21 protein-coding genes, 1 tRNA gene, 1 pseudogene and 1 riboswitch are annotated in these 19,184 nt (G+C 57.6%); of the genes and pseudogenes, 17 read left to right on the forward strand and 6 right to left on the reverse strand.

The features are described 5' to 3' along the window. The first annotated feature begins 1 nt into the window (after position 1). Positions 2-634 carry an Rnf-Nqr domain containing protein gene (locus DXB44_RS08745; RefSeq protein ID WP_118658442.1) on the forward strand — a complete coding sequence of 211 codons (633 nt, stop codon included), beginning with the start codon at positions 2-4 and terminating at the stop codon, positions 632-634. Positions 635-649: 15 nt separating this feature from the next. Continuing rightward, a complete protein-coding gene (locus DXB44_RS08750) occupies positions 650-1,549 on the forward strand; it encodes an RnfABCDGE type electron transport complex subunit B (protein WP_118658443.1) in 900 nt (299 codons plus the stop codon). Between the two features lie 330 nt (positions 1,550-1,879). Here DXB44_RS08750 and DXB44_RS08755 read toward each other — a convergent pair whose 3' ends face one another. Beyond that, positions 1,880-2,842, reverse strand: a complete 963-nt coding sequence (locus DXB44_RS08755; RefSeq protein WP_118658444.1) for a biotin--[acetyl-CoA-carboxylase] ligase — start codon at positions 2,840-2,842, stop codon at positions 1,880-1,882. 173 nt (positions 2,843-3,015) lie between these two features. Between DXB44_RS08755 and DXB44_RS08760 the strand changes: the two genes are divergently transcribed. From DXB44_RS08760 to DXB44_RS08775, 4 genes are read left to right on the forward strand one after another with little or no spacing between them, the layout of a single operon-like run. Then, positions 3,016-3,561, forward strand: coding sequence for a sigma-70 family RNA polymerase sigma factor (locus DXB44_RS08760; RefSeq protein ID WP_236130706.1), 546 nt, complete (start codon positions 3,016-3,018; stop codon positions 3,559-3,561). Continuing rightward, positions 3,548-4,069: a hypothetical protein gene (locus DXB44_RS08765; RefSeq protein WP_118658445.1), complete on the forward strand. Its 522-nt coding sequence runs from the start codon at positions 3,548-3,550 to the stop codon at positions 4,067-4,069. The genes DXB44_RS08760 and DXB44_RS08765 overlap by 14 nt, the downstream gene beginning before the upstream one ends. Before the next feature lie 11 nt (positions 4,070-4,080). Then, the gene (locus DXB44_RS08770) at positions 4,081-4,806 is read left to right on the forward strand and encodes a hypothetical protein (RefSeq protein WP_118658446.1); all 726 of its coding nucleotides are present in this window, start codon (positions 4,081-4,083) and stop codon (positions 4,804-4,806) included. Further along, complete coding sequence (locus DXB44_RS08775; protein WP_199680592.1) at positions 4,790-5,623, forward strand: hypothetical protein; 834 nt, start codon at positions 4,790-4,792, stop codon at positions 5,621-5,623. The genes DXB44_RS08770 and DXB44_RS08775 overlap by 17 nt, the downstream gene beginning before the upstream one ends. Positions 5,624-5,723: 100 nt before the next feature. On the opposite strand, the gene DXB44_RS08780 is transcribed toward DXB44_RS08775, so the two are convergent. From DXB44_RS08780 to DXB44_RS08790, 3 genes are all read right to left on the reverse strand, one after another. Continuing rightward, positions 5,724-5,799 (reverse strand) — tRNA-Thr (locus tag DXB44_RS08780). Positions 5,800-5,925: 126 nt separating this feature from the next. Beyond that, positions 5,926-6,594, reverse strand: a complete 669-nt coding sequence (locus tag DXB44_RS08785) for a hypothetical protein (RefSeq protein WP_118658448.1) — start codon at positions 6,592-6,594, stop codon at positions 5,926-5,928. 126 nt (positions 6,595-6,720) lie between these two features. Next, positions 6,721-8,415 carry a M3 family oligoendopeptidase gene (locus tag DXB44_RS08790; protein ID WP_005923063.1) on the reverse strand — a complete coding sequence of 565 codons (1,695 nt, stop codon included), beginning with the start codon at positions 8,413-8,415 and terminating at the stop codon, positions 6,721-6,723. Positions 8,416-8,617: 202 nt separating this feature from the next. Further along, a riboswitch (THF riboswitch) is annotated at positions 8,618-8,714 on the forward strand. Between the two features lie 149 nt (positions 8,715-8,863). Here DXB44_RS08790 and DXB44_RS08795 point away from each other — a divergent pair. The 3 genes from DXB44_RS08795 to DXB44_RS08800 all read left to right on the forward strand — a co-directional run bounded on the left by DXB44_RS08795 (position 8,864) and on the right by DXB44_RS08800 (position 11,159). After that, positions 8,864-9,376, forward strand: a complete 513-nt coding sequence (locus tag DXB44_RS08795) for a folate family ECF transporter S component (protein WP_005923065.1) — start codon at positions 8,864-8,866, stop codon at positions 9,374-9,376. A 40-nt stretch (positions 9,377-9,416) separates the two neighbouring features. Continuing rightward, positions 9,417-9,593, forward strand: a complete 177-nt coding sequence (locus tag DXB44_RS14525) for a hypothetical protein (RefSeq protein WP_158581885.1) — start codon at positions 9,417-9,419, stop codon at positions 9,591-9,593. Between the two features lie 294 nt (positions 9,594-9,887). Then, positions 9,888-11,159, forward strand: a complete 1,272-nt coding sequence (locus DXB44_RS08800) for a folylpolyglutamate synthase/dihydrofolate synthase family protein (protein WP_118658449.1) — start codon at positions 9,888-9,890, stop codon at positions 11,157-11,159. A gap of 153 nt (positions 11,160-11,312) precedes the next feature. On the opposite strand, the gene DXB44_RS08805 is transcribed toward DXB44_RS08800, so the two are convergent. Next, complete coding sequence (locus tag DXB44_RS08805) at positions 11,313-12,233, reverse strand: ROK family protein (RefSeq protein ID WP_118658450.1); 921 nt, start codon at positions 12,231-12,233, stop codon at positions 11,313-11,315. Positions 12,234-12,413: 180 nt separating this feature from the next. On the opposite strand from DXB44_RS08805, the gene rlmD reads away from it, so the two are divergent. From rlmD to DXB44_RS08845, 8 genes and pseudogenes are all read left to right on the forward strand, one after another. After that, complete coding sequence (gene rlmD, locus DXB44_RS08810; RefSeq protein WP_118658451.1) at positions 12,414-13,568, forward strand: 23S rRNA (uracil(1939)-C(5))-methyltransferase RlmD; 1,155 nt, start codon at positions 12,414-12,416, stop codon at positions 13,566-13,568. Between the two features lie 227 nt (positions 13,569-13,795). Then, positions 13,796-14,710 (forward strand): DUF6017 domain-containing protein, encoded by a 915-nt coding sequence (locus tag DXB44_RS08815; protein WP_118658452.1) that lies wholly within the window; start codon positions 13,796-13,798, stop codon positions 14,708-14,710. 100 nt (positions 14,711-14,810) lie between these two features. Continuing rightward, positions 14,811-15,281, forward strand: coding sequence for a PcfB family protein (locus tag DXB44_RS08820; RefSeq protein WP_118658453.1), 471 nt, complete (start codon positions 14,811-14,813; stop codon positions 15,279-15,281). Further along, positions 15,278-15,817, forward strand: a pseudogene (locus tag DXB44_RS08825) (type IV secretory system conjugative DNA transfer family protein); the annotation flags it as partial. The gene DXB44_RS08820 and the pseudogene DXB44_RS08825, both read left to right, overlap by 4 nt. Positions 15,818-15,931: 114 nt before the next feature. Next, positions 15,932-17,860: a recombinase family protein gene (locus DXB44_RS08830; protein ID WP_117477565.1), complete on the forward strand. Its 1,929-nt coding sequence runs from the start codon at positions 15,932-15,934 to the stop codon at positions 17,858-17,860. Further along, positions 17,857-18,246, forward strand: a complete 390-nt coding sequence (locus DXB44_RS08835; protein ID WP_118658454.1) for a TnpV protein — start codon at positions 17,857-17,859, stop codon at positions 18,244-18,246. Before DXB44_RS08830 ends, DXB44_RS08835 begins: the two co-directional genes overlap by 4 nt. Positions 18,247-18,350: 104 nt before the next feature. After that, positions 18,351-18,674 carry a hypothetical protein gene (locus DXB44_RS08840; RefSeq protein WP_118658455.1) on the forward strand — a complete coding sequence of 108 codons (324 nt, stop codon included), beginning with the start codon at positions 18,351-18,353 and terminating at the stop codon, positions 18,672-18,674. After that, on the forward strand, positions 18,649-18,885 hold the full coding sequence (locus DXB44_RS08845) for a hypothetical protein (RefSeq protein WP_243111102.1): 237 nt from the start codon (positions 18,649-18,651) through the stop codon (positions 18,883-18,885). Before DXB44_RS08840 ends, DXB44_RS08845 begins: the two co-directional genes overlap by 26 nt. 163 nt (positions 18,886-19,048) lie before the next feature. Here DXB44_RS08845 and DXB44_RS14995 read toward each other — a convergent pair whose 3' ends face one another. Next, entirely contained in the window at positions 19,049-19,183 is a 135-nt protein-coding gene (locus DXB44_RS14995) for a hypothetical protein (RefSeq protein WP_278320831.1), read from the reverse strand. Between the last annotated feature and the right edge of the window lies 1 nt (position 19,184).

Genomic DNA, 19,184 nt, shown 5'->3' on the forward strand with positions numbered 1-19,184 from the left:
GATGCTCGTCAAACTCGCTGCGATCTTCTTCAGCATGATCCTTGTCAACAACTATGTGCTGGTGAAGTTCTACGGTATCTGCCCGTTCCTGGGCGTTTCCAAAAAGCTGGATTCCGCTGTTGGTATGTCCGGTGCTGTCATCTTCGTCATGTTCATGGCAACGGCCGTTACCTTCCCCATCCAGATCTTCATTCTGGACCCGGCCGGTCTGAGCTACCTGCAGACCATCGTGTTCATTCTGGTCATCGCCGTGCTGGTGCAGTTCATCGAGATCTTCCTCAAGAAGTACATCGTTGCACTGTATAACTCGCTGGGCGTTTATCTGCCCCTGATCACCACCAACTGCTGCGTGCTGGCCGTTACCATTCTGGTCGTGGGCGACTACGGCGCAGATGTGGCTGCAAACGGCTTCGGCTACGCCTACATCGAGGCTCTGATCTGCGCCATCGGCGCAGGCTGCGGCTTTATGCTGGCTATGGTCATGTTCAGCGGCGTGCGTAAGCGCGTGGAAGCCTGCGATCCCCCGGCACCCTTCAAGGGCCTGCCCATCACCCTGATCGCAGCTGCAATCACCAGCCTGTCCTTCATGGGCTTCGGCGGCATCGTCGAAAACCTGTTCAATGTTACGCTGTAAGGGAGGAACAGGACTATGAATATTGTATCTGCTGTTATCCTGTGCACCATCGTGGGCGCTGTGGGTGCCATCGTTCTGGTGGCCGCCGCAAAGTTCATGGCGGTGGAGGAAGACCCCCGCATTGAGGAAGTTTCTGCCTGTCTGGCCGGCGCAAACTGCGGCGGCTGCGGCTACGCAGGCTGTTCCGACTACGCAAAGGCTGTCGTTCTGGACGGCGTGCCCTGCGACAAGTGCGCACCCGGCGGCCCCAAGGCTGCCGCTGCCATTGCCAAGATCATGGGCGGCGAGGCAAGCGCCGTAGAGAAGAAGGCTGTTGTGCAGTGTCAGGGCAGCTCCGAGCACTGCAAGCCCGCCTACGACTACAAGGGCATCCAGACCTGTGCTGCTGCGGCAGCCCTGTACGGCGGCCCCAAGACCTGCTCCTTCGCCTGCATCGGTCTGGGCGACTGCACCAAGGTGTGTAAGTTCGACGCCATCCACATCGTGGACGGTGTGGCTAAGGTGGACAAGGACAAGTGCACCGGCTGTGGTGCCTGTGCCAACATCTGCCCCAAGCAGGTGATCATGATCGACGCTGCTGGCCCCCGCAAGCCGGTGGTCATGTGCTCCAACAAGGACAAGGGCGCTGTGGCAAACAAGCTGTGCACCACCTCCTGCATTGCCTGCGGCATGTGCGAGCGCACCTGTAAGTTCGACGCCATCCATGTTGTGGACGGCGTGGCACGCGTTGATTACGACAAGTGCAAGGGTTGCGGTATGTGCGCCCAGAAGTGCCCCAAGCACATCATCCTGTTCCCGCTGAAGGACGACCCCAATCCCCCGAAGCCCGTGGTGAAGCCCGCCGCTCCCGCTGCTGCTCCCGCAGCAAAGCCGGAGACCAAGGCTGAGGCAAAGCCCGAGACCAAGGCAGAGTAAACTGTAAACCAAAGCCCGCCGTGCGCAATGCCCGGCGGGCTTTTTTGTGCTCTGAAAATGATTGGGAATGCCCTCCGCGTTGCTCTGGGCATGATTTAAGGAAAGTTTATTTTAGATTTTGGCAGAACGGAACGCCTGCGGGCGTTCCGTTCTGCCATTTTCACGAGAAGGGTCGCAAAGATGAGATGCATTTTTCCATTACAGCCCCTCCTGTGAAAAAAGCGTTTGGAGCGCTCCGCAGAGCGCGACAAACGCAAAATTAAAAATAATTATTCCTCTGAAGATGCCCAGAGCAACGCGGAGGGCATTATAAATGGTCCTCTTTCCCGTTTATTCCGTCTTGGTGGGGCGGATGGTCACCTCGCCGCAGCGCAGCGCCTCGGTGCGGCCACCCTCCCGCTGCACCACCAGCCGCCCGGTGTCGTCGATGGAAAGCGCCTGCGCGGCGTAGGTCTCGGTGCCGGTGCACACGGTCACCCAATGGCCGGGCACAAAGCAGCGGGCGCGGTACTCGTCCAGACAGGCAAAGCCCGGGCAGAGCGCTAACAGCTCCCGTCCGATGGCGCCCGCCAGCGCCGCCCGGCTTACCGGGGCGGGGCTGCCGGGGTACAGGCTGCCTGCTTTGGCGGTCAGCTCCGGGGGAAAGTCCTCTGCCGTGGCGGTCAGGTTCAGCCCGATGCCTACCACCAGCCATTCCAGCTGGCCGCTTTCAAGGTCTGTGCCGGCCTCGGTCAGGATGCCGCACACCTTTTTGCCCTTGTAATACAGGTCGTTCACCCACTTGATGGCAAGTTCCAGCCCACACAGCATCTGCACCGCCCGGCACACTGCCACTGCCGCGCCGATGGTGGCGGTCTGGGCGTTGGCGGCAGGCAGCGGCGGACGCAGCACCACCGAGCAGTACACCCCCTTGCCTGCCGGGCTGGCAAAGCTGCGCCCCAGCCGCCCGCGCCCGGCGGTCTGCCCGCCAGCCAGCACCAGCGTGCCGTGGGCGGCACCTTCCAGCGCCAGCAGCTTTGCGGTGCGGTTGGTGCTTTCCAGCGTGTCGTACAGCTGCACCGGGGCGGGGTAGGGGCCTACCGCCTCAGTGCAGAAGGGGTCGCCGCCCAGCAGGCGGTACCCCCGGCGGGAGGCGGCTTCCAGCGCATAGCCCTGCGCGGTAAGCGCCGCTGCCGCCTTGTGCACGGCGGCGCGGCTGACCCCCAGCTGCTGCGCCAGCTGCTGGCCGGAAATATATGCGCCCTCGGCGGCGCTCAGCGCCTGTAAAAGTGCCTGACGGGTGGTAGAAGCCATGGCGAAAATCCTCCCTGTGTGCTATACTGCTATTGTACCATATCTGCGGCAGAAGAAAAAGTTTGAAAATATTTTAGTTTTTTTGCAGGAACTGCCGCCGCTCCTTCGTATTAAAGACAGAAGGGCGGCGCAGAGCACCGCATCCAGAACCGGAAAGGAGGCCGTGCAGCGCGTTGACAACACAGGAATTCAGCACGATGGTGCAGAAATATCAGGCGCTCGTGTACACGGTCTGCCACCAGCTGGTGCCGGATGTACAGGAAGCGCAGGATCTGACGCAGGAGACCTTTCTGGCAGCGTGGCGGGCCATCGACCGCTGCCCGCCCGGCTTTGAAAAGCAATGGCTGGCGCGCATCGCCGCCAACAAAGCCAAGGACTATCTGCGCAGCGCGTGGGTGCGCAAGATGAACACCCCCGGCGACGAGGTGCTGGCGCTGGAGGGCGCGCCGCCCGGCATGCAGCCGGAGCAGCAGGTGCTGGAGGCGCTGGGCGAGGAAGAACTTACCGGGATGATCTTAAATCTGCGGGAGCCCTACTGCACGCCCTGCCGTCTGGTGCTGCTGGAGCAGCATACCATGGCCGAAGCTGCAAGGCTGTGCGGACGACCGCCCAAAACGGTGGAAGCGCAGGTCTATCGCGCCAAAAAGATGCTGGCGCAGCAGATTTTGCAAAACGACCGCATACCCTGTGAAAGGAGGAGCGTACATGGAACTGTTTGACGCAAAAGGCTGTCTGAGTGAGGAAGGCTTACAGGCACTGGTCGGCGGGCAATTGGACGAAACGCAGCGGCTGGAAGCCGCCGAGCACCTTGCCTACTGCGACCGCTGCATGGACCGCTACACCGCTCTGCTGACCGACGATGTGCTGGAGCAGCCGCCGCGTTCCGCCCGGGGCGCGGTGATGGGCACGATATGGATACGGCTGATGCAGAACACATGGGGACGCGCCGCTGTGGCCACCGTGGCCGCCGTGCTGGCGCTGACGCTGTGGCGTGCCGGTACGCTGGAACAGATCCTGCACACCGGGCAGCAGCTGAACACATGGCTGCCGCAGACTACCCAGCAGACCGAACCGGAGCTGCTGGGAAAGCCGGTGAACGACAAAGCGCCGCAGCAATCCACCGCTCCGCTGGGCAAGCCCATAGAGGACAAAAAGCAGCTGACCGAAAAACTATCCGATGCACTGGACGCGCTTTTGCACCACAGTGCAGACACCACTGAGAAATGAGGGAACTGATTATGAAGAAAAACGGGATCCTGACCCTGCTGTTTGCCTGCATCCCCGGTGCGGGGCAGATGTATCAGGGCTATATGAAGCGGGGGCTTTCGCTCATCACCATGTTCTGCCTGTTCATTATCCTAGGCAGCACCACGGGGCTGGACGCACTGGTAGTCGGCTGCATCGTTGTGTATATGTACAGCTTTTTCGATACCTTGAACCTCCGCGCGCAGCTGGCGGCAGAAAAAGCCCCGGAGGACGATTATCTGGTGCACTTTGACTGGCACGATGCCCGCATGACCCAGTTCATGGGCGAAAGCCACAAGCTGGTGGGCTGGGGGCTGATCGCGCTGGGCGCCATCGTGTTCTACAACAATATCATCATGCGGGTGCTGGGCGATGTGATGTGGCGCTGGGGACAGGATAACCCCGTTTTTCGCGCCATCTACCTGATGCTGGATGCCCTGCCGCAGATCGTGGTCTGCGTGGCACTGATCGTGTGCGGTATGTGGCTGGTGCGCGGCCCGAAAAACAAAAAGGGCAAGCAGCCCCCCGAAGAGGAGACCGAGGAACCCGAGGACTTCCACGCCTACACGGCTGCGCCGCAGGCAGAGGAGGCCGAGGACACCGCAGACACGGATACCCATTTTGCCATGCCGGAGCTTTCGGCACTGCTGGGGAAACCGGTGACCGGTGCAGAGCAGGACGAGACCCCTGCGGAGGATGACGATGACCGAGCAGAATAAGACCCCCTTGACGGCACAGCCGGGCAGTGTGCCCCCGCCGGAGCACAAGCCCGCAGAAAAGCCCCTGCGCCGGGTGGGTAGCCTGACCTTGGGCGCGTGCCTTATTGCGGCGGGCGTGTTCTTCCTGCTGTATTTCTTTGTGCCGGGCTTTGATGTGCAGCTGACCTTGAAGATCGCCCCGGCGGTGGCGCTGGTGCTGCTGGGGTGCGAGGTGCTGTTCTTTGCCGCACGCCCCGGCCGCTGGAAGTACGATTTTGTGTCCGTGCTGGTCTGTCTGGTGCTGATGGCGGGCTGCTTCTGCATGGCAATGCTGCCCATGCTGTGGGACGAAGTGAGCGGCGAAAATCAGCAGACCATGAACCGCCTGAGCACACAGGCCATTGACGAACTGTACACAGCCTATAAGCGGGACGCGCAGGACATCGCCATCCGGGATATCAGCGGCAGGCTGTACCTGAGCGGCCCGCAGGCCGAGACCTTGCAGCAGGCCGCCGCCCTGCCCGCCGGGGATGCCTACCTGACCTTGACGGTGGAACTGTTCGGCCCTTACGACAGCGCCGCCGCCTTTGCCCGGGACTGCTACACCCTGACCGCACTGGCAAAGCAGTGCACCGTGCCGCCGGAAAGTCTGCACTTTACATGGGATGCCCGCAGCCCGGCAGAAAGCAGCCTGAACACCGGCAGTCTGCTGTACACCGAGGACTATTCGCTGGACCTGAGCGGCGCTGTGCAGCTGGACTGGACAGAGCAGCAGATGGAGCAGCAGACCGAGACCGAGTATCTGCTGGATGCAGAAAATATCCCCGATGAGGATTAAAAAATACCGCCGCACAGCTGTGCGGCGGTATTTCTTTGCAATGCGGCTGAAAGGAAAACGAAAACCGCCCCGAAGTCCTAAGACTTCGGGGCGGTTAAGCTGGAGCTGCTATCCAGATTCGAACTGGAGACCTCATCCTTACCAAGGATGCGCTCTACCAACTGAGCTATAGCAGCACATCACAGCTCGATTAGTATAGCACAGCTTGGCCGGCTTTGCAAGCTTTTTTTGCAAAAAATAAAAAATTAGTGTAAAAAGTCCCCGGAGCATCCGCAGACGCTCCGGGGACTCTGGAAATGCGTTTACTTTGCCAGACTGGTCAGGATAGGCTCGCACTGCTCTACGGTGGAGGAGAGCATCAGGTTGTAGGCGGTGACCATCTCCTGAATGGCGGCGCGGTTCTCCTTGGTCAGGGCATAGCTCTGGGTGGTGCCGTCCCGGCCAACGAATACGGCGGTGACGCTCTTGGCGTTCAGCCACTCGCTCAGCAGGCTGACCTCCTCGTCACTCAGCTGGAACAGCTCCAGATCGAACCAGCAGCCCAGATCCTGATCGTAGCCGCCGCCGTATTCCTCGTCACAGGTAAAGGTGTACAGCTCGTCATCAGCAGATACGTTGACCGTTTTGATGTCCAGCTTTTTGCTGCCCACATAGGTCAGGATCATATTAAAGGCAATGCTATCGTCCTGCAAGAACATATAGGGGTACAGCCCGCAGGACTTTTTATCCATGCTGGCCTGCTCCTGCGGAGAGGAAAAATCCCAGCCGCCGGCCTCCTCGTCGTAGGTGATGGTGAACTTGGAAAAAGCGGTCTTGAGTTCGGCATCGCTGGGGGCGGCGTTGGTGGCTTCCACCGCAGCGGGGGCGGCGGGCAGTGCGGGCGCAGCAGCCGAAGCGGCCATGCCGCTGCACAGCATGGCGGCAGCGCACAGACCGGCGATGACGCGCCGGAACAAACGGGAAGATCTCATAAGTCAATACTCCTTTCCATTCTCGAAGGGGATGATGCTGGTTTCAGTATACCGCAGCCCGGCGGAAAAGCAAGAAAACTGACACGAAACGCCCTGACGCTGTCACGAAACGACTTTCGCTTGTCTTTAGCCCACCTGATGCTCTTCCAGCCAGCGGGTCATCTGCTGGGCAATGCCCTTGACGCTGCCCTCGGCAAAAGGCACCTTCAGCCCGGCGGTCTGCAGCAGCTCGGTGTAGCTGGCAAGACCGGCGCGGCGCACCAGCTTGAGGTAGCGCTCCCATGCGTCCTTGTGGTCATCCAGGCTCAGCAGGAAGAACTGCAGTGCTGCCATGGTGGACAGGCAGTAGTCGATATAGTAGAAGGGGCACTCGTAGATGTGCAGCTGGCGCTGCCACCCGGCACCGCGGCCATAGAAGGGCAGGTTGTCAAAATCGATCCACGGGCGATACTTCTTTTCCAGCTTGAGCCACTCGGCGTTGCGCTGGTCGGGGGTCAGGTCGGGGTTCTGATACATGATATGCTGGAACTCGTCCACGGCGCAGCCGTAGGCAAGGAACACAAAGCTGTCCTCGGCGTGGAGCAGGGCGTACTTCTCGGTATCCTTGCCGAACAGCAGGTGGTGCCACGGCGCGGTGAGGAACTCCATGGCCATGGAGTGGATCTCGGCGCTCTCCATGGCGGGGCATTCCAGATCGGCAGGCACGTTGGGGTCGCGCTCGGCCACATAGCCCTCAAAGGCGTGGCCGCACTCATGGGTCAGCACGTCCACATCGCCGGAGGTATTGTTCCAGTTGGCAAAGATGAAGGGCGCTTTGTAGCTGGGCAGGCTGGTCATGTAGCCGCCGGACATCTTGCCGGGGCGGCTTTCCACGTCGAACAGCTCGTTGTCCTGCATAAAGTCGATGAACTCTGCCGTTTCGGGGCTGAGCTCGTGGTACATGGTGCGGGCGGCGTCCATGCGTGCCTGATAGCCCGGGATGGGCTTGGGGTTGCCGTCCTTGAAGATGATGGGCAGGTCGGTAAAGGTGGGGTGGGTGATGCCGGTGCGCTTGGCGCGCATGGCCATCACTTTTTGCAGCTCGGGTACAACGTCCCGGGCAACCTGATCCCGGAAGGCCTGAATCTCGGCCTGTCCGTAGCCGATGCGGTTCATGCGCACATAGGAAAGCTCGCTGTAATCCTTGTAGCCCAGCACCTTGGCCTGCTGATTCAGGTTCTTGACGATCTTGGTGTACAGTGTGTCCAGCTCGTCCCGGTGGGCGTCAAAGTAGCCGGCCTCGGCTTCGTAGGCGGCGCGGCGCACGGCGGGATCCAGATCCTCCTTGTAGGGGCCCAGCTGGGGGATGGTCAGCTGCTTGCCGTCCAGCTCCACCAGTGCGCCGCCGTAGATCTGCTGGTACTGGCTGACCAGCGCGTTGAACTCCTGCTGCAATTCCACGGTACGGTCGTCCATGCCCAGCACGGCGTTCTTCATACCGGCTACGCAGGTGGTGCCAAAGTGCTCGGTAAGGGCATCCACATAGGGGTTTGCCAGAAATGCCCGGCTGATCTCCACACTGGCGTTGGTCACGGCAGGGCCGTTGGCATCAAAAAAGTCCTGCTCAGCCTTCCAGTAGGCATCGCGGGTGTCACAGGTGTAGTGGATGTTGGCCAGCTGGGAGGCGGTGGTGTAGTCCGCAAAGGCGCGGCTCTGCTCGTAGTACACCTGAATGAGGGCATCGCCGTCCTGCGCATCGGCGGCCTTGGCAGCCAGCTGCTTGCACCGTGCCAGCAGGGCATTGATATCCGGGCGGGTATAGGTCATTTCGCTGAATTTCATGGAAAATTTCCTTTCCGGGGCAGTTTCCCCTTTGGTATCTTGTGTTCATCTTACCACGTTCTGCGCCAAAAGAAAAGAGGGAGACAGGCGGGCAAAAGTCTTATGTTTATACAACACTGCCAAAAATAAAAACGCTCCTTTGGCAAAGATGTCTGTTTGAGCGCTTGCAGTGCGGTAAAAAAAGGATTATAATGGCATCATCAACAGAGTAAGACCCTGCGCGTTAAGTGCCGCATCAACGGGGAGTTGTGCTGCGGACGAAGGTATTGACCGCGGTGCAGGGTCTGCATCCCGCTGCTGCATGGACTTGGGTGCAGGCGAGAGCCGTCTGCGGTTTTTGCCCGGAAGTGAATGTTGTTGGAATTCACGCCCTCCTTTGTGCGGTCTGTCACAGGGGAGGGCGTTTTTGCGTCCTGCCTGCTGTTCCTTTTTAAGGAGGACAACTACAATGAACGACAAAAAAACTTCGGTGCGTACCCTGACCATGCTGGCTTTGCTGGTGGCTATGAGCATCGTGTTCAGCCGGGTGCTCAGCATCTCCACCGGTTTCGTCCGGTTCAATCTGGGCAGTCTGCCGGTGCTGCTGGCAGCGGTGGTGTTCGGCCCCGGCGCAGGCTTTGCGGTGGGCGCGGTGGCCGATATCATCGGCGGTGTGCTGGCGGGCTACGCCATCAACCCGCTCATCACGCTGGGTGCGGGTGCCATCGGCTTGGTGGCAGGTTTTGCGTGGCAGAAGCTGAGCAGCCTTTCCACAAATTTGCGGCTTGCAGCCAGCGTGCTGCTGGGGCACTTTGTGGGCTCTATGGTCATCACCTCGCTGGCGCTGCGTCTGTTCTACGGCTATCCGTGGGCAACGCTGGCGGTGCGTATCCCCAACGCCCTCATCCTGAGCGCCGTGAACGTTGTACTGCTGCGCATCCTGCTGGAAAATCGCAGCCTGATGAAGCTGGCAAAGAAATAAGAAAACTGAGAAAACCTTCTCAGGCCGGGGATGTTCTCTTTTGACACCAAAAGAGAACCAGAAAAGTGCCAGCGATTTCGACGCGCTGGTGCCACGAAAAAGGGGCTACTCGCCCCTTTTAACCCCAAAGGGGGGGGCTGCACCGGAAAAAACTGAAGATTCACGCCTGTTCGGCGTGAAGATCTTTTACCCGTTTTTTCCGGCTCCGCCGATTTGAAGCCCCTCAGTCGCTGCGCGACAGCTCCCCCCGGGGGAGCAAGCGCGCCCGCAAACTTTGCGCTTGAGCCGGAAACTATGCCACCATGCCAAAGGCTCCCTCTCAGAGGGAGCTGTCAAAACCGACAGGTTTTGACTGAGGGAGTTCGTTTCCAAACCCCTACCGTGAAAAGGCAATTCTGGAAAATCCGCAGATTTTCCAGAATTGCGAAATTATAAATAATTTTTCCGCTGATGTTGCGCAGAGCGAAGCGGAGCGCATTCTAAATCGTGATTTTGAATCGAGGCAGTATCTATGAACTACGAACAGGCAATGGAATACATCCACGCGGTGCAGTGGGCGGGGCATAAGCCCGGGCTTACCCGCACCCGCACCCTGCTGGCGGCACTGGGCGACCCGCACAAAAAGCTGCAATTCGTCCATGTGGCGGGCACTAACGGCAAGGGCAGCACGGCGGCGATGCTGGCTTCCTGCCTGCAAGCCGCCGGTTACCGGGTGGGACTGTATACCTCGCCCTTCATCAACCGGTTCAACGAGCGCATCCAGATCAACGGGCAGCAGATCCCGGACGAAGCGCTGGTGGAGCTGGTGGAGCAGGTAAAGCCTGCCGCCGATGCCATGGAGGATGTGCCCACCGAGTTCGAGATCATCACCGCACTGGGCATGCTCTATTTTGCGCAGCAGCAGTGCGATATCGTGGTGCTGGAGGTGGGGCTTGGCGGTACGCTGGATTCCACTAACGTCATCGAAAAGCCTGCCTGCGCGGTGATCACCGCACTGGGCATGGACCACGTCAAGGAGCTGGGCCCCACGCTGGCAGATATCGCCACTGCCAAGGCGGGCATCATCAAGCCGGGCTGTCCGGTGGTGAGCTACGGCGGCGCACCGGAGGCGGACGCCGTGCTGCGCCGGGTGGCGGCACAGCAGCACGCTCCCTTTACGGAGGTGGACTTTGCAAAGCTGCAAATCACCGGCGGGGATCTGGACGCAGTTACCTTCAGCTTTGACGGGCTGGACGGGGTGCGGCTGCCGCTCATCGGCAGCTATCAGCCCCGCAACGCCGCGCTGGCCATTACCGCCCTGCGGGTGCTGCGGCAGCAGGGCTGGAACATCCCGGAAAGCGCCATCCGCACCGGGCTGGAGCAGGTAAGCTGGCCCGGGCGCTTTGAGCTGCTGCGCCACAGCCCTGCCTTTGTGCTGGACGGCAGTCACAATGCCCACGGGATGCGCGCCACGGTGCAGAGCCTGAAAGACCGTTTCCCCGGGCAGAAATTCGTCTTTCTGGTCAGCATTATGGCAGACAAGGACGTGGACGAGATGTTGGCGCTGCTGGCACCGCTGGCCGAGCGGTTCGTGACCGTGACGGCGCACAACCCCCGCGCCATGCCGGCGCAGACGCTGGCGGAGCATATCCGCGCCTACGGCTGCACCGCCGAGGCTGCGGACAGCATCGAGGCCGGTGTGGCGCGTGCGGAAGAACTGGGCGGCGAAGGCCCGGTGTGTGCACTGGGCACGCTGTATTTCTCTGGCGATGTCCGGCAGGCGTTTGCCCGCCTGAATGCGTAACGATGCAGAAAAAATATTTTTGAATACAAGCAGAGCCGGACAGCCCGCGGGCTGTCCGGCTCTGCATTTTTATAAAGAAAATATTAGATCCGCAGCTGCTTTTTTGCCATTTGCAGCACACGGCAGATATAGTACCATGAAACCGACTGAAAATCAACATTTTTTCTGCATAGCTTCAAAATATGCGGCGGCGACGCCTACCTGATTGGCCTCGCTGCTGAAGGCGCAGGGTACGATCTGGCAGCGGGGCAAGCCCTCCATGTAGGCCTGTCCCGCCCGGGAGGCGTACAGTCCATCGTAGGCGCTGCGCAGGCTTTCCAGCAGCAGGGGCTGCTTGCTGATGCCGCCGCCGATGGCCACCTTTTCCACATCCAGCAGAACGGTCAGGTTGTAGATCTGCACCGCCACCGCGTGGCAGAACCGCCGCAGCACCTCTAAAGCTTCCGGCTCCCCGGCGTTGGCGGCGGCAAAAAAGCTGCGTCCGTCCAGCGGGGCATCCTCCGGCAGTGCCTTGCGGGCGCGGTACCATTTAAGCAGATTGCTGGTGCTGCACTGGCAGGCCATGTTCTGGTCCGGGGCGTCCCACGCCTCGGCGTTGGTATTGACAAAGCTGTACTCTCCGGCGGTAAAGTGCACCCCGCGCACCAGCTGTCCGTTGGCGATGATGCCGCCGCCCACGCCGGTGCCGATGATGAACACCGCAGCGTTGCAGCAGCCTTTCAGCGCGCCGTTTGCCAGCTCTGCCATGGCGGCGGCCTTGCCGTCGTTTTCCAAGATGACGGGACAGCTGCACTTTTCCGCCAGCAGCTGCCCCACCGGGGTAGCGGTGTTGTACAGCAGCGCCCCGCCGTTGGACACATAGCCGGTGTGGTTATCCACAAAGCCCGGCAGCGCCATGGCAATGCCGGTCACTTCATCTTTGTGGGGCGCATACAGCCGGTAGACTGCATCCAGAAACTGCGCCTGCGTATCTTGCGGCGTGGGCACCGCGCCGCTGTTCGTGCGGTGCATCTGCTCATCCATGACCGAGTATTTGATCTCGGTTCCGCCTACATCAAAAACCATGATCTTCATCTTGTAGCCCTCCCGTAAACGGTCGTTTTCTGTCCCTATTATGGCAAATCAGCGCGCGAAAGTAAAGACCCAGCAGTAAAAATGAAAACTGTAAAAATCGCCCCGCCTTGCAGTTGCAATCCACCCCGCCCTGTGATATCCTGAAAAGAGAGTATCTGTTATATAAAGGAAGAAACTGCCATGGATTGCAAACTGCGTGCCAAAAACTGCGGCGGCTGCCCTCTGCTGGGGCTGGACTATGCCGCGCAGCTGAAACAGAAGGAAGAAAAAGTGCGTGCTCTTGTGGGCAAATACGGCCCGGTGCACCCCGTCCGGGGCATGGAGCAGCCCTACCACTACCGCAATAAGGTGATCTCCACCTTTGCCCCCGGCTTTGGTGGAAAGCTGACCTCCGGTATCTACGCGGCAAACAGCCATAAGGTACTGCCGGTGGAAAGCTGCCTGCTGCAGGACGAGGTGCTGGACAAGACCATGCAGGCGGTGCGGGCTGCCGCCAACGCCTGCCGCTACCAGCCCTACGACGAGGACAAGGGCACCGGGCTTGTGCGCCACTGCCTGCTGCGGCGGGGCGTAGCCACCGAGCAGGTGATGGTGGTGCTGGTAACGGCGCAGCCGGTGCTGCCGGGCGCAAAGAACTTTGTAAAGGCGCTGCTGGCAGAGGCGGCGCAGCGCGGCGTGACTGTGACTACCGTGGTGCAGAACGTGAACAGCCGCAAGACCAGCGTGGTGCTGGGCGAAGCGGAAAAGGTGCTGTACGGCAAGGGGTTCATTCTGGACACCCTCTGCGGCAAGACCTACGCCATCAGCCCGCGCAGCTTTTATCAAATCAACCACACCCAGACCGAAGTGCTGTACGGCCTTGCGGTGGAAGCTGCAAAGTTGACCGGCAAGGAGGTGGTGCTGGACGCCTACTGCGGCATCGGCACCATCGGCCTGACCGCCGCCGACCATGCAAAGCAGGTGGTGGGCGTGGAGCTGAACCGGGACGCCGTGCAGGATGCCATTGGCAACGCAAGACACAACGGCGTAAAGAACGCCCGCTTCTTTGCCGCCGACGCCACCCGCTGGATCCGCGAAGCGGCCGCAGCAGGGGAAAAGGCAGACGTGATTTTTATGGACCCCCCGCGCGAGGGCTCCACCCCGGAATTTCTTGCCAGCGTGGCCCGCATGGCCCCGAAGCGGGTGGTCTATGTCAGCTGCAACCCCGTCACCCTCGCCCGCGACCTTGCCACCCTGACAAAGCTGGGCTATAAGGCCGAGGGCTTTACCCCGGTGGATATGTTTCCGCATACAGAGCACGTCGAAGCGATAGTTTCGCTACAAAGAGAAATCTAGTAGAAATCCTCCGTTTTACGTTATTTTCTCGTCACGTTGTGTTCGATGGCGAGGGCGATAAACTCCGCAACAAACGCATTGAAAATCACATTACTGTTTCGGTGGTAATTGATATGGGGTGCGGAAACACAAAGAATTGAATATCTAACAATCGGCATAGCCGCAGACTTTCACAAAAAGCCTGCGGCTTTTTCTTTGCCCAAAAACAGAAAGGAGGCATCCGTGAAATGGCAGTATTTCGGGTAGAAAAGAACAGCGGCTATACGGTCATGTCGAACCATCATCTGCGGAACCGGGCCTTGTCCCTGAAAGCCAAAGGCTTACTCTCCCAAATGCTCTCCCTGCCGGAAGATTGGGACTACACCCTGCAAGGACTGGCCCGTATCAACCGGGAAAGCATAGACGCGATACGGCAGGCCATCCGGGAACTGGAACAGGCGGGCTACATCCAGCGTTCCAGAGAACGGGACGAGAAAGGACGGCTGCGCGGCGCAGACTATGTAATCTTCGAGCTGCCGCAGCCCATTCCTGCATCGGTTTCACCTACATTGGAAAATCCAACGTTGGAGAATCCCACGCAGGAAAACCCTACGTTGGAAAATCCAATGCAATTAAATAAAGATAAACTAATTACAGAAAAACAAAAGAAAGAGGGATTAAATACCGATTCCATTCCTATCCATTCCCCAAACCCCTTGCCTTTGGACGAGGACGAGGCAGCGGCACCGCCGCCGGAACGGACAGGAAGCCGAAAGGAAGCGGCCTGTCAAATCTACCGGGACCTGATTTTGGAGAACATCGAGTATGACACCCTCACCCAGAATCCCCGGATAGACCGGGAACAGCTGGACGAGATCGTGGACATCCTGCTGGAAACCGTCTGCACCAACCGCAAGTCCATCCGGGTGGCCGGGGACGATTATCCGGCAGAGCTGGTCAAGGCCAAGTTTCTGAAACTGGACAGCCATCACATCGAGTTCGTCATGGACTGCCTGCGGGATAACACCACCAAAGTCCGCAACATCAAGCAATACCTGCGGGCCATGCTGTTCAACGCCCCCAGCACCATCAACAGCTACTATGCGTCCCTTGTGGCGCACGATATGGCGCAGCCCGATTGGGGCCGCCCGCCCAACACCTGACCGAAAGGAGTACCCATCCATGAGAACCCTTTACCTGCGGCGGCTGGTGGTTCCACCCTAGCTGCCGCTCTGAATTTTCTGCAACAAGGAGGGATTCATATTGCAGGAAGAAGTCACCCAGAAAACCATTGCCCTGTCCATGAAAACGGGCAAACTCACCGCCCAAGCGCTGCAAGCTGCCCTGAAAAAATATTTGCAGCACCGGGCCAAGGGGCCAAAGCTGCATCACGGCAAGCAAAGCCTGAAACAGCTGAAAGCCCACGGCGCGGCTCTGACCAACATTGAAGTCACGGAGGCGAACGTCGGGGCGTTCAAGCCCTGCGCCAAGAAGTACGGCGTGGACTTCGCCTTACGCAAGGATAAAACCACCCAGCCGCCCCACTACATCGTGATCTTCAAGGCCAAGGATGCGGACAATTTGGAACAGGCGTTCCGGGAGTTCACCGCCAAAACGCTCTCCAAGGAGCAGCGGCCCTCTATCCGCAAGGTGCTGGCAGCAGCCAAGCAGAAAGCCGCCCAGCAGCCGAAACGCGCCAAAGAAAAAATTAAGCAAAGGGGGCTGGAACGATGAAGCCTGAACTAAAAAAGCTGCTGTTGCTGAATCTGCCGTATCTGCTGTTCGTGTACCTGTTTGCCAAATGCGGGCAGACGTACCGTCTGTCGGCGGGCGCGGATGCTTCGGCCAAGCTGCTGCACCTAACGAGCGGCATCTCCGCCGCCTTTGCAAGCCCGCTGCCAAGCCTGCACCCGTTTGACCTGTGCGTGGGCGTTGTTGGTGCGTTGGCCGTCCGGCTCATTGTGTACAGCAAAGGCAAGAATGCCAAGAAGTACCGCAAGGGTGAAGAATACGGCTCTGCCCGGTGGGGCACCGCCAAGGACATTGCCCCCTACATCGACCCCAAGTTTGAAAACAACATCCTGCTGACCCAGACCGAACGCCTGACCATGACCGGGCGGCCCAAAGACCCCAAGACGGCCCGGAACAAGAATGTGCTGGTGATCGGCGGCTCCGGCAGCGGCAAGACCCGCTTCTATGTCAAGCCCAACCTCATGCAATGCTTTCCCACGTCTGATTATCCTACCTCATTCGTAGTCACAGACCCGAAAGGCTATAATGAACAAGGATAAAACAAAGATGCGTTTACAAAAGGATAAAAATATCGTATCTTTGTTACATATCAAGCAACCAAACCCCAACCAAAAAACAAAGAAGGTGAAACTATGGCAAAATCCAACCAAGGAAAAATCACGGCTCTGTATGAACGGCTTTCCAGAGATGATGAACTGCAAGGTGAATCCAACAGCATCCTGAACCAGAAAAAGTATCTGGAAGACTACGCCCGCAAAAGTGGTTTCAACAATATCAAACATTTTACTGATGATGGCTACAGCGGAACAAACTTCAACCGCCCCGGCTTTCAGTCAATGATTGCCGAAATCGAAGCTGGGCATATTGCAACGGTCATTGTAAAAGACATGAGCCGTTTTGGACGGAACTATCTGGAAGTTGGATTTTACACCGAAATTCAGTTTCCATCAAAAGGTGTTCGGTTCATTGCCATCAATAATAATGTAGACAGTGCCAATCCAACAGACAACGACTTTACGCCCTTTCTGAACATTATGAACGAGTGGTACGCCAAAGATACCAGCAACAAAATTCGTGCGGTGTTCAAGTCCCGGATGCAGGACGGCAAACGGTGCAGTGGCAGTATTCCCTACGGGTACAAACGGATTCCCGGTGATAAGCAGACGCTTTATGTGGACGAAGAAGCCGCTGCCGTTGTCCGTAGAATCTTCGATATGGCAGCCAGCGGTGCCAGTCTTGCACAAATTGGCCAGACTCTTTCGGATGAAAAAGTGCTGATCCCGTCTGCATATGAAGAACAGTATCATCCTGAATCTGCTCGGCACCATTCGTACCACGACCCCTATCGATGGAATACGACCACCTTGACCTATGTTCTTGACCGTCAGGAGTATCTTGGGCATACGGTGCTGTGCAAAAGTATTCGTGAAAACTTCAAGCTAAAAAAGCGCCGCGCTGCAACCCCGGAAGAAAGAATCGTATTCAAAAACACTCATGAAGCTATCATCGACCAAGAAACATGGGATAAGGCACAACGTCTTCGGAAACGTTGCCCGAAAAGACTGCCGGATGGGACATATACACATCGGCTGTCGGGTATGGTTTTCTGTGCTGACTGCGGCTCCCGGATGAGCTTTTCCAGCCCAGAATCCAAACATCGGGATTCTAATGTAGTGTACGATTCGGATTCTTCATGGCAGTGCAGCAAATACCGTAATATGTACGTCTCCTGCACATCCCATTTTATCAAGACATCAACCATTGAAGACGCCATTCTGGAGGCAATAAAAGCAATGGCGCAAAAAGTCCTTGAGGATGAAACAGAATTTGCAGAACAGCTTCGAACTTTATGGGAAAGCCAGAACAGTCAATCTTCTAACGAGTACAAAAAAGAACTGCTCGCTGTGCAAAAGAGAATGGATGAGCTTGATACTTTGATTCGCAGCCTATATGAAAGCAGTGTTATAGGTAAAATCCCGGAACGTCAATTCCAGCGGCTGATGGCACAGTACGATGAAGAACAAACGGGCTGTGAAATCCGTATGGCGGAACTGAAAAAAGAACTGGACAACGCTGAAACAACGAAAGTTGACCTGAAACGCTTTGTAAAACTGATTCGGAAATATAAGGACTGTGAAACGCTGACAGATGAAATGCTGTACGAGCTGGTAGAAAAAGTGGTGATTCATTCCGCATCCGGCGGACGGACAATCTACCGTCAACAGCAAATCGACATTTATTTCAACTTCATTGGCGATACTTTTCCCAGCCAAATCGAGATCAACCACGACGATGCGAAAAAGATTACAGAACAGCAGATAGCCAAGCGTAAAAAGTACCAAAAAACATCTGGAGAAAACCGCAAGAAAAAACGAGTGGCTTTGAGAGAAGCTGCTAAAACTGACCCGCAAGCAGCAGCAGAGTACGAAGCACTCTTACAGAAAAACCGGGAACGCTGCCGCCAATATGCCCAAAAGAAAAAGCTGGCTCAACAAGAGCTTGCCGAAAAAAATCCCCTTCAACTTGAACCAACCGATGAACTGAAAGGAGAATCCGCATGAACAAACTTGAAAATTCCATCCATGACAACGCTAACGGTCTGGACTACACCCTTGTCAATGACCACTATCTGCCGAACCTGACCGCAGCAGCCCCGGCAGAACAGCACCCCATCGGGAGGTGGGGCCGCTTACATAAGAAATATCTGCAAGAACATCATCCTATCCGGTACAATCAACTGCTCCTGTCCGGTGAGCTAAGCGGCTACCTTGCCAAGCTGGACAAGCAGGCCGAGGAACAGCTTGTGTTGACCGTCCGGCAGATGCAGAAAGCCGAGGATGTGACCGAAGACCTGAAAGCCGCCGATCAACTGGAATGGGTGCTCCGGATGAACAGCATCCGAAACCGCGCCGAGGAAATCATCAAGTCTGAGCTGATTTTTGTCTGATACAATATTGCATCTCTGACCGCCCTGCACGACTGTAAGGCGGTCTTTTCGTTACATCGGGTCTGCACACGGCAGCCCCTTTTTTGATACGGAGGTACACGCCTATGAAACTGACTTTTGATGAAAAGAAGCTGCTCTATGCCTACGGCAACCCCGATCTGGCACTGACCCGCAAGCGGCTGTATGAGGTTGCCGGACTGACGGTTGATCCTGATCTGAACAGGCTGGTGTTCGATTTCGTCCGTAAGCTGGAGAACGAATCGCTGCATCTGGAGCGCTGGTACGACCAGATGTTCTACTTCATCCGTTCCGAGATGGAGTGTTATGCCAGGATGGAGAAGCTGGCGCAGGACATCGAGCGTGATGAGGATTGGGGGCCTGAGATGTTTGAGGAAAACGAAGATGACGAACTCTCTGACGATGTTTAAGCTGGAAACCATGATCTACGCCAGCGAGGACGGAACGAACAGCGTGTTCACGCTGAATTCTGCCTTGCAGAAGCAGCTTGACGCCCTTGCAACGCAGCACCCGGAGGTGTGCCAGCGGAAGGCAAGGGGCGAAGCTGGCGGGGTAACGTATCAGGTCAGGGGTGCCGCACTGGCTATCCAGCCCGTGCGGGGCACCGATCTGCTATGGTAAAATAATCTCCAATCGGCTACCGTATCCCTGCAAGTCATCATTGGTTTGTGTAAACACAAAGAAGCGGCGGCTCTGAAAATTGAGCCGCCGCTTCAAAATGGGCGCGCGGAAATGTCTGCTATACGACGGCTTTTTTTCTTTTGCCGTCGTGCGGCAGGTGTTTTTACTTTTTATTCTTTTGTGCTACATGGACGATTATGGCAACTAAAATAATTGCGGTGACCATACCAATTAAAGGGAGCCATGTGTCGGTGATGCTTTGCAATACGGCATTCCAGTTTACATTTTCGGGCAACATA

It is taken from the genome of Faecalibacterium sp. OM04-11BH (genome assembly GCF_003482185.1).
GTDB lineage: Bacteria > Bacillota > Clostridia > Oscillospirales > Ruminococcaceae > Faecalibacterium > Faecalibacterium tardum.

Coding starts and splice junctions, on each gene's coding strand:
- DXB44_RS08745 (WP_118658442.1), top strand. CDS start 2: ATGCTCGTCAAACTCGCTGCGATCTTCTTCAGCATGATCCTTGTCAAC.
- DXB44_RS08750 (WP_118658443.1), top strand. CDS start 650: ATGAATATTGTATCTGCTGTTATCCTGTGCACCATCGTGGGCGCTGTG.
- DXB44_RS08755 (WP_118658444.1), bottom strand. CDS start 2,842: ATGGCTTCTACCACCCGTCAGGCACTTTTACAGGCGCTGAGCGCCGCC.
- DXB44_RS08765 (WP_118658445.1), top strand. CDS start 3,548: ATGGAACTGTTTGACGCAAAAGGCTGTCTGAGTGAGGAAGGCTTACAG.
- DXB44_RS08770 (WP_118658446.1), top strand. CDS start 4,081: ATGAAGAAAAACGGGATCCTGACCCTGCTGTTTGCCTGCATCCCCGGT.
- DXB44_RS08775 (WP_199680592.1), top strand. CDS start 4,790: ATGACCGAGCAGAATAAGACCCCCTTGACGGCACAGCCGGGCAGTGTG.
- DXB44_RS08785 (WP_118658448.1), bottom strand. CDS start 6,594: ATGAGATCTTCCCGTTTGTTCCGGCGCGTCATCGCCGGTCTGTGCGCT.
- DXB44_RS08790 (WP_005923063.1), bottom strand. CDS start 8,415: ATGAAATTCAGCGAAATGACCTATACCCGCCCGGATATCAATGCCCTG.
- DXB44_RS08795 (WP_005923065.1), top strand. CDS start 8,864: ATGAACGACAAAAAAACTTCGGTGCGTACCCTGACCATGCTGGCTTTG.
- DXB44_RS08800 (WP_118658449.1), top strand. CDS start 9,888: ATGAACTACGAACAGGCAATGGAATACATCCACGCGGTGCAGTGGGCG.
- DXB44_RS08805 (WP_118658450.1), bottom strand. CDS start 12,233: ATGAAGATCATGGTTTTTGATGTAGGCGGAACCGAGATCAAATACTCG.
- rlmD (WP_118658451.1), top strand. CDS start 12,414: ATGGATTGCAAACTGCGTGCCAAAAACTGCGGCGGCTGCCCTCTGCTG.
- DXB44_RS08815 (WP_118658452.1), top strand. CDS start 13,796: ATGGCAGTATTTCGGGTAGAAAAGAACAGCGGCTATACGGTCATGTCG.
- DXB44_RS08830 (WP_117477565.1), top strand. CDS start 15,932: ATGGCAAAATCCAACCAAGGAAAAATCACGGCTCTGTATGAACGGCTT.
- DXB44_RS08835 (WP_118658454.1), top strand. CDS start 17,857: ATGAACAAACTTGAAAATTCCATCCATGACAACGCTAACGGTCTGGAC.
- DXB44_RS08840 (WP_118658455.1), top strand. CDS start 18,351: ATGAAACTGACTTTTGATGAAAAGAAGCTGCTCTATGCCTACGGCAAC.
- DXB44_RS08845 (WP_243111102.1), top strand. CDS start 18,649: ATGACGAACTCTCTGACGATGTTTAAGCTGGAAACCATGATCTACGCC.
- DXB44_RS14995 (WP_278320831.1), bottom strand. CDS start 19,183: ATGTTGCCCGAAAATGTAAACTGGAATGCCGTATTGCAAAGCATCACC.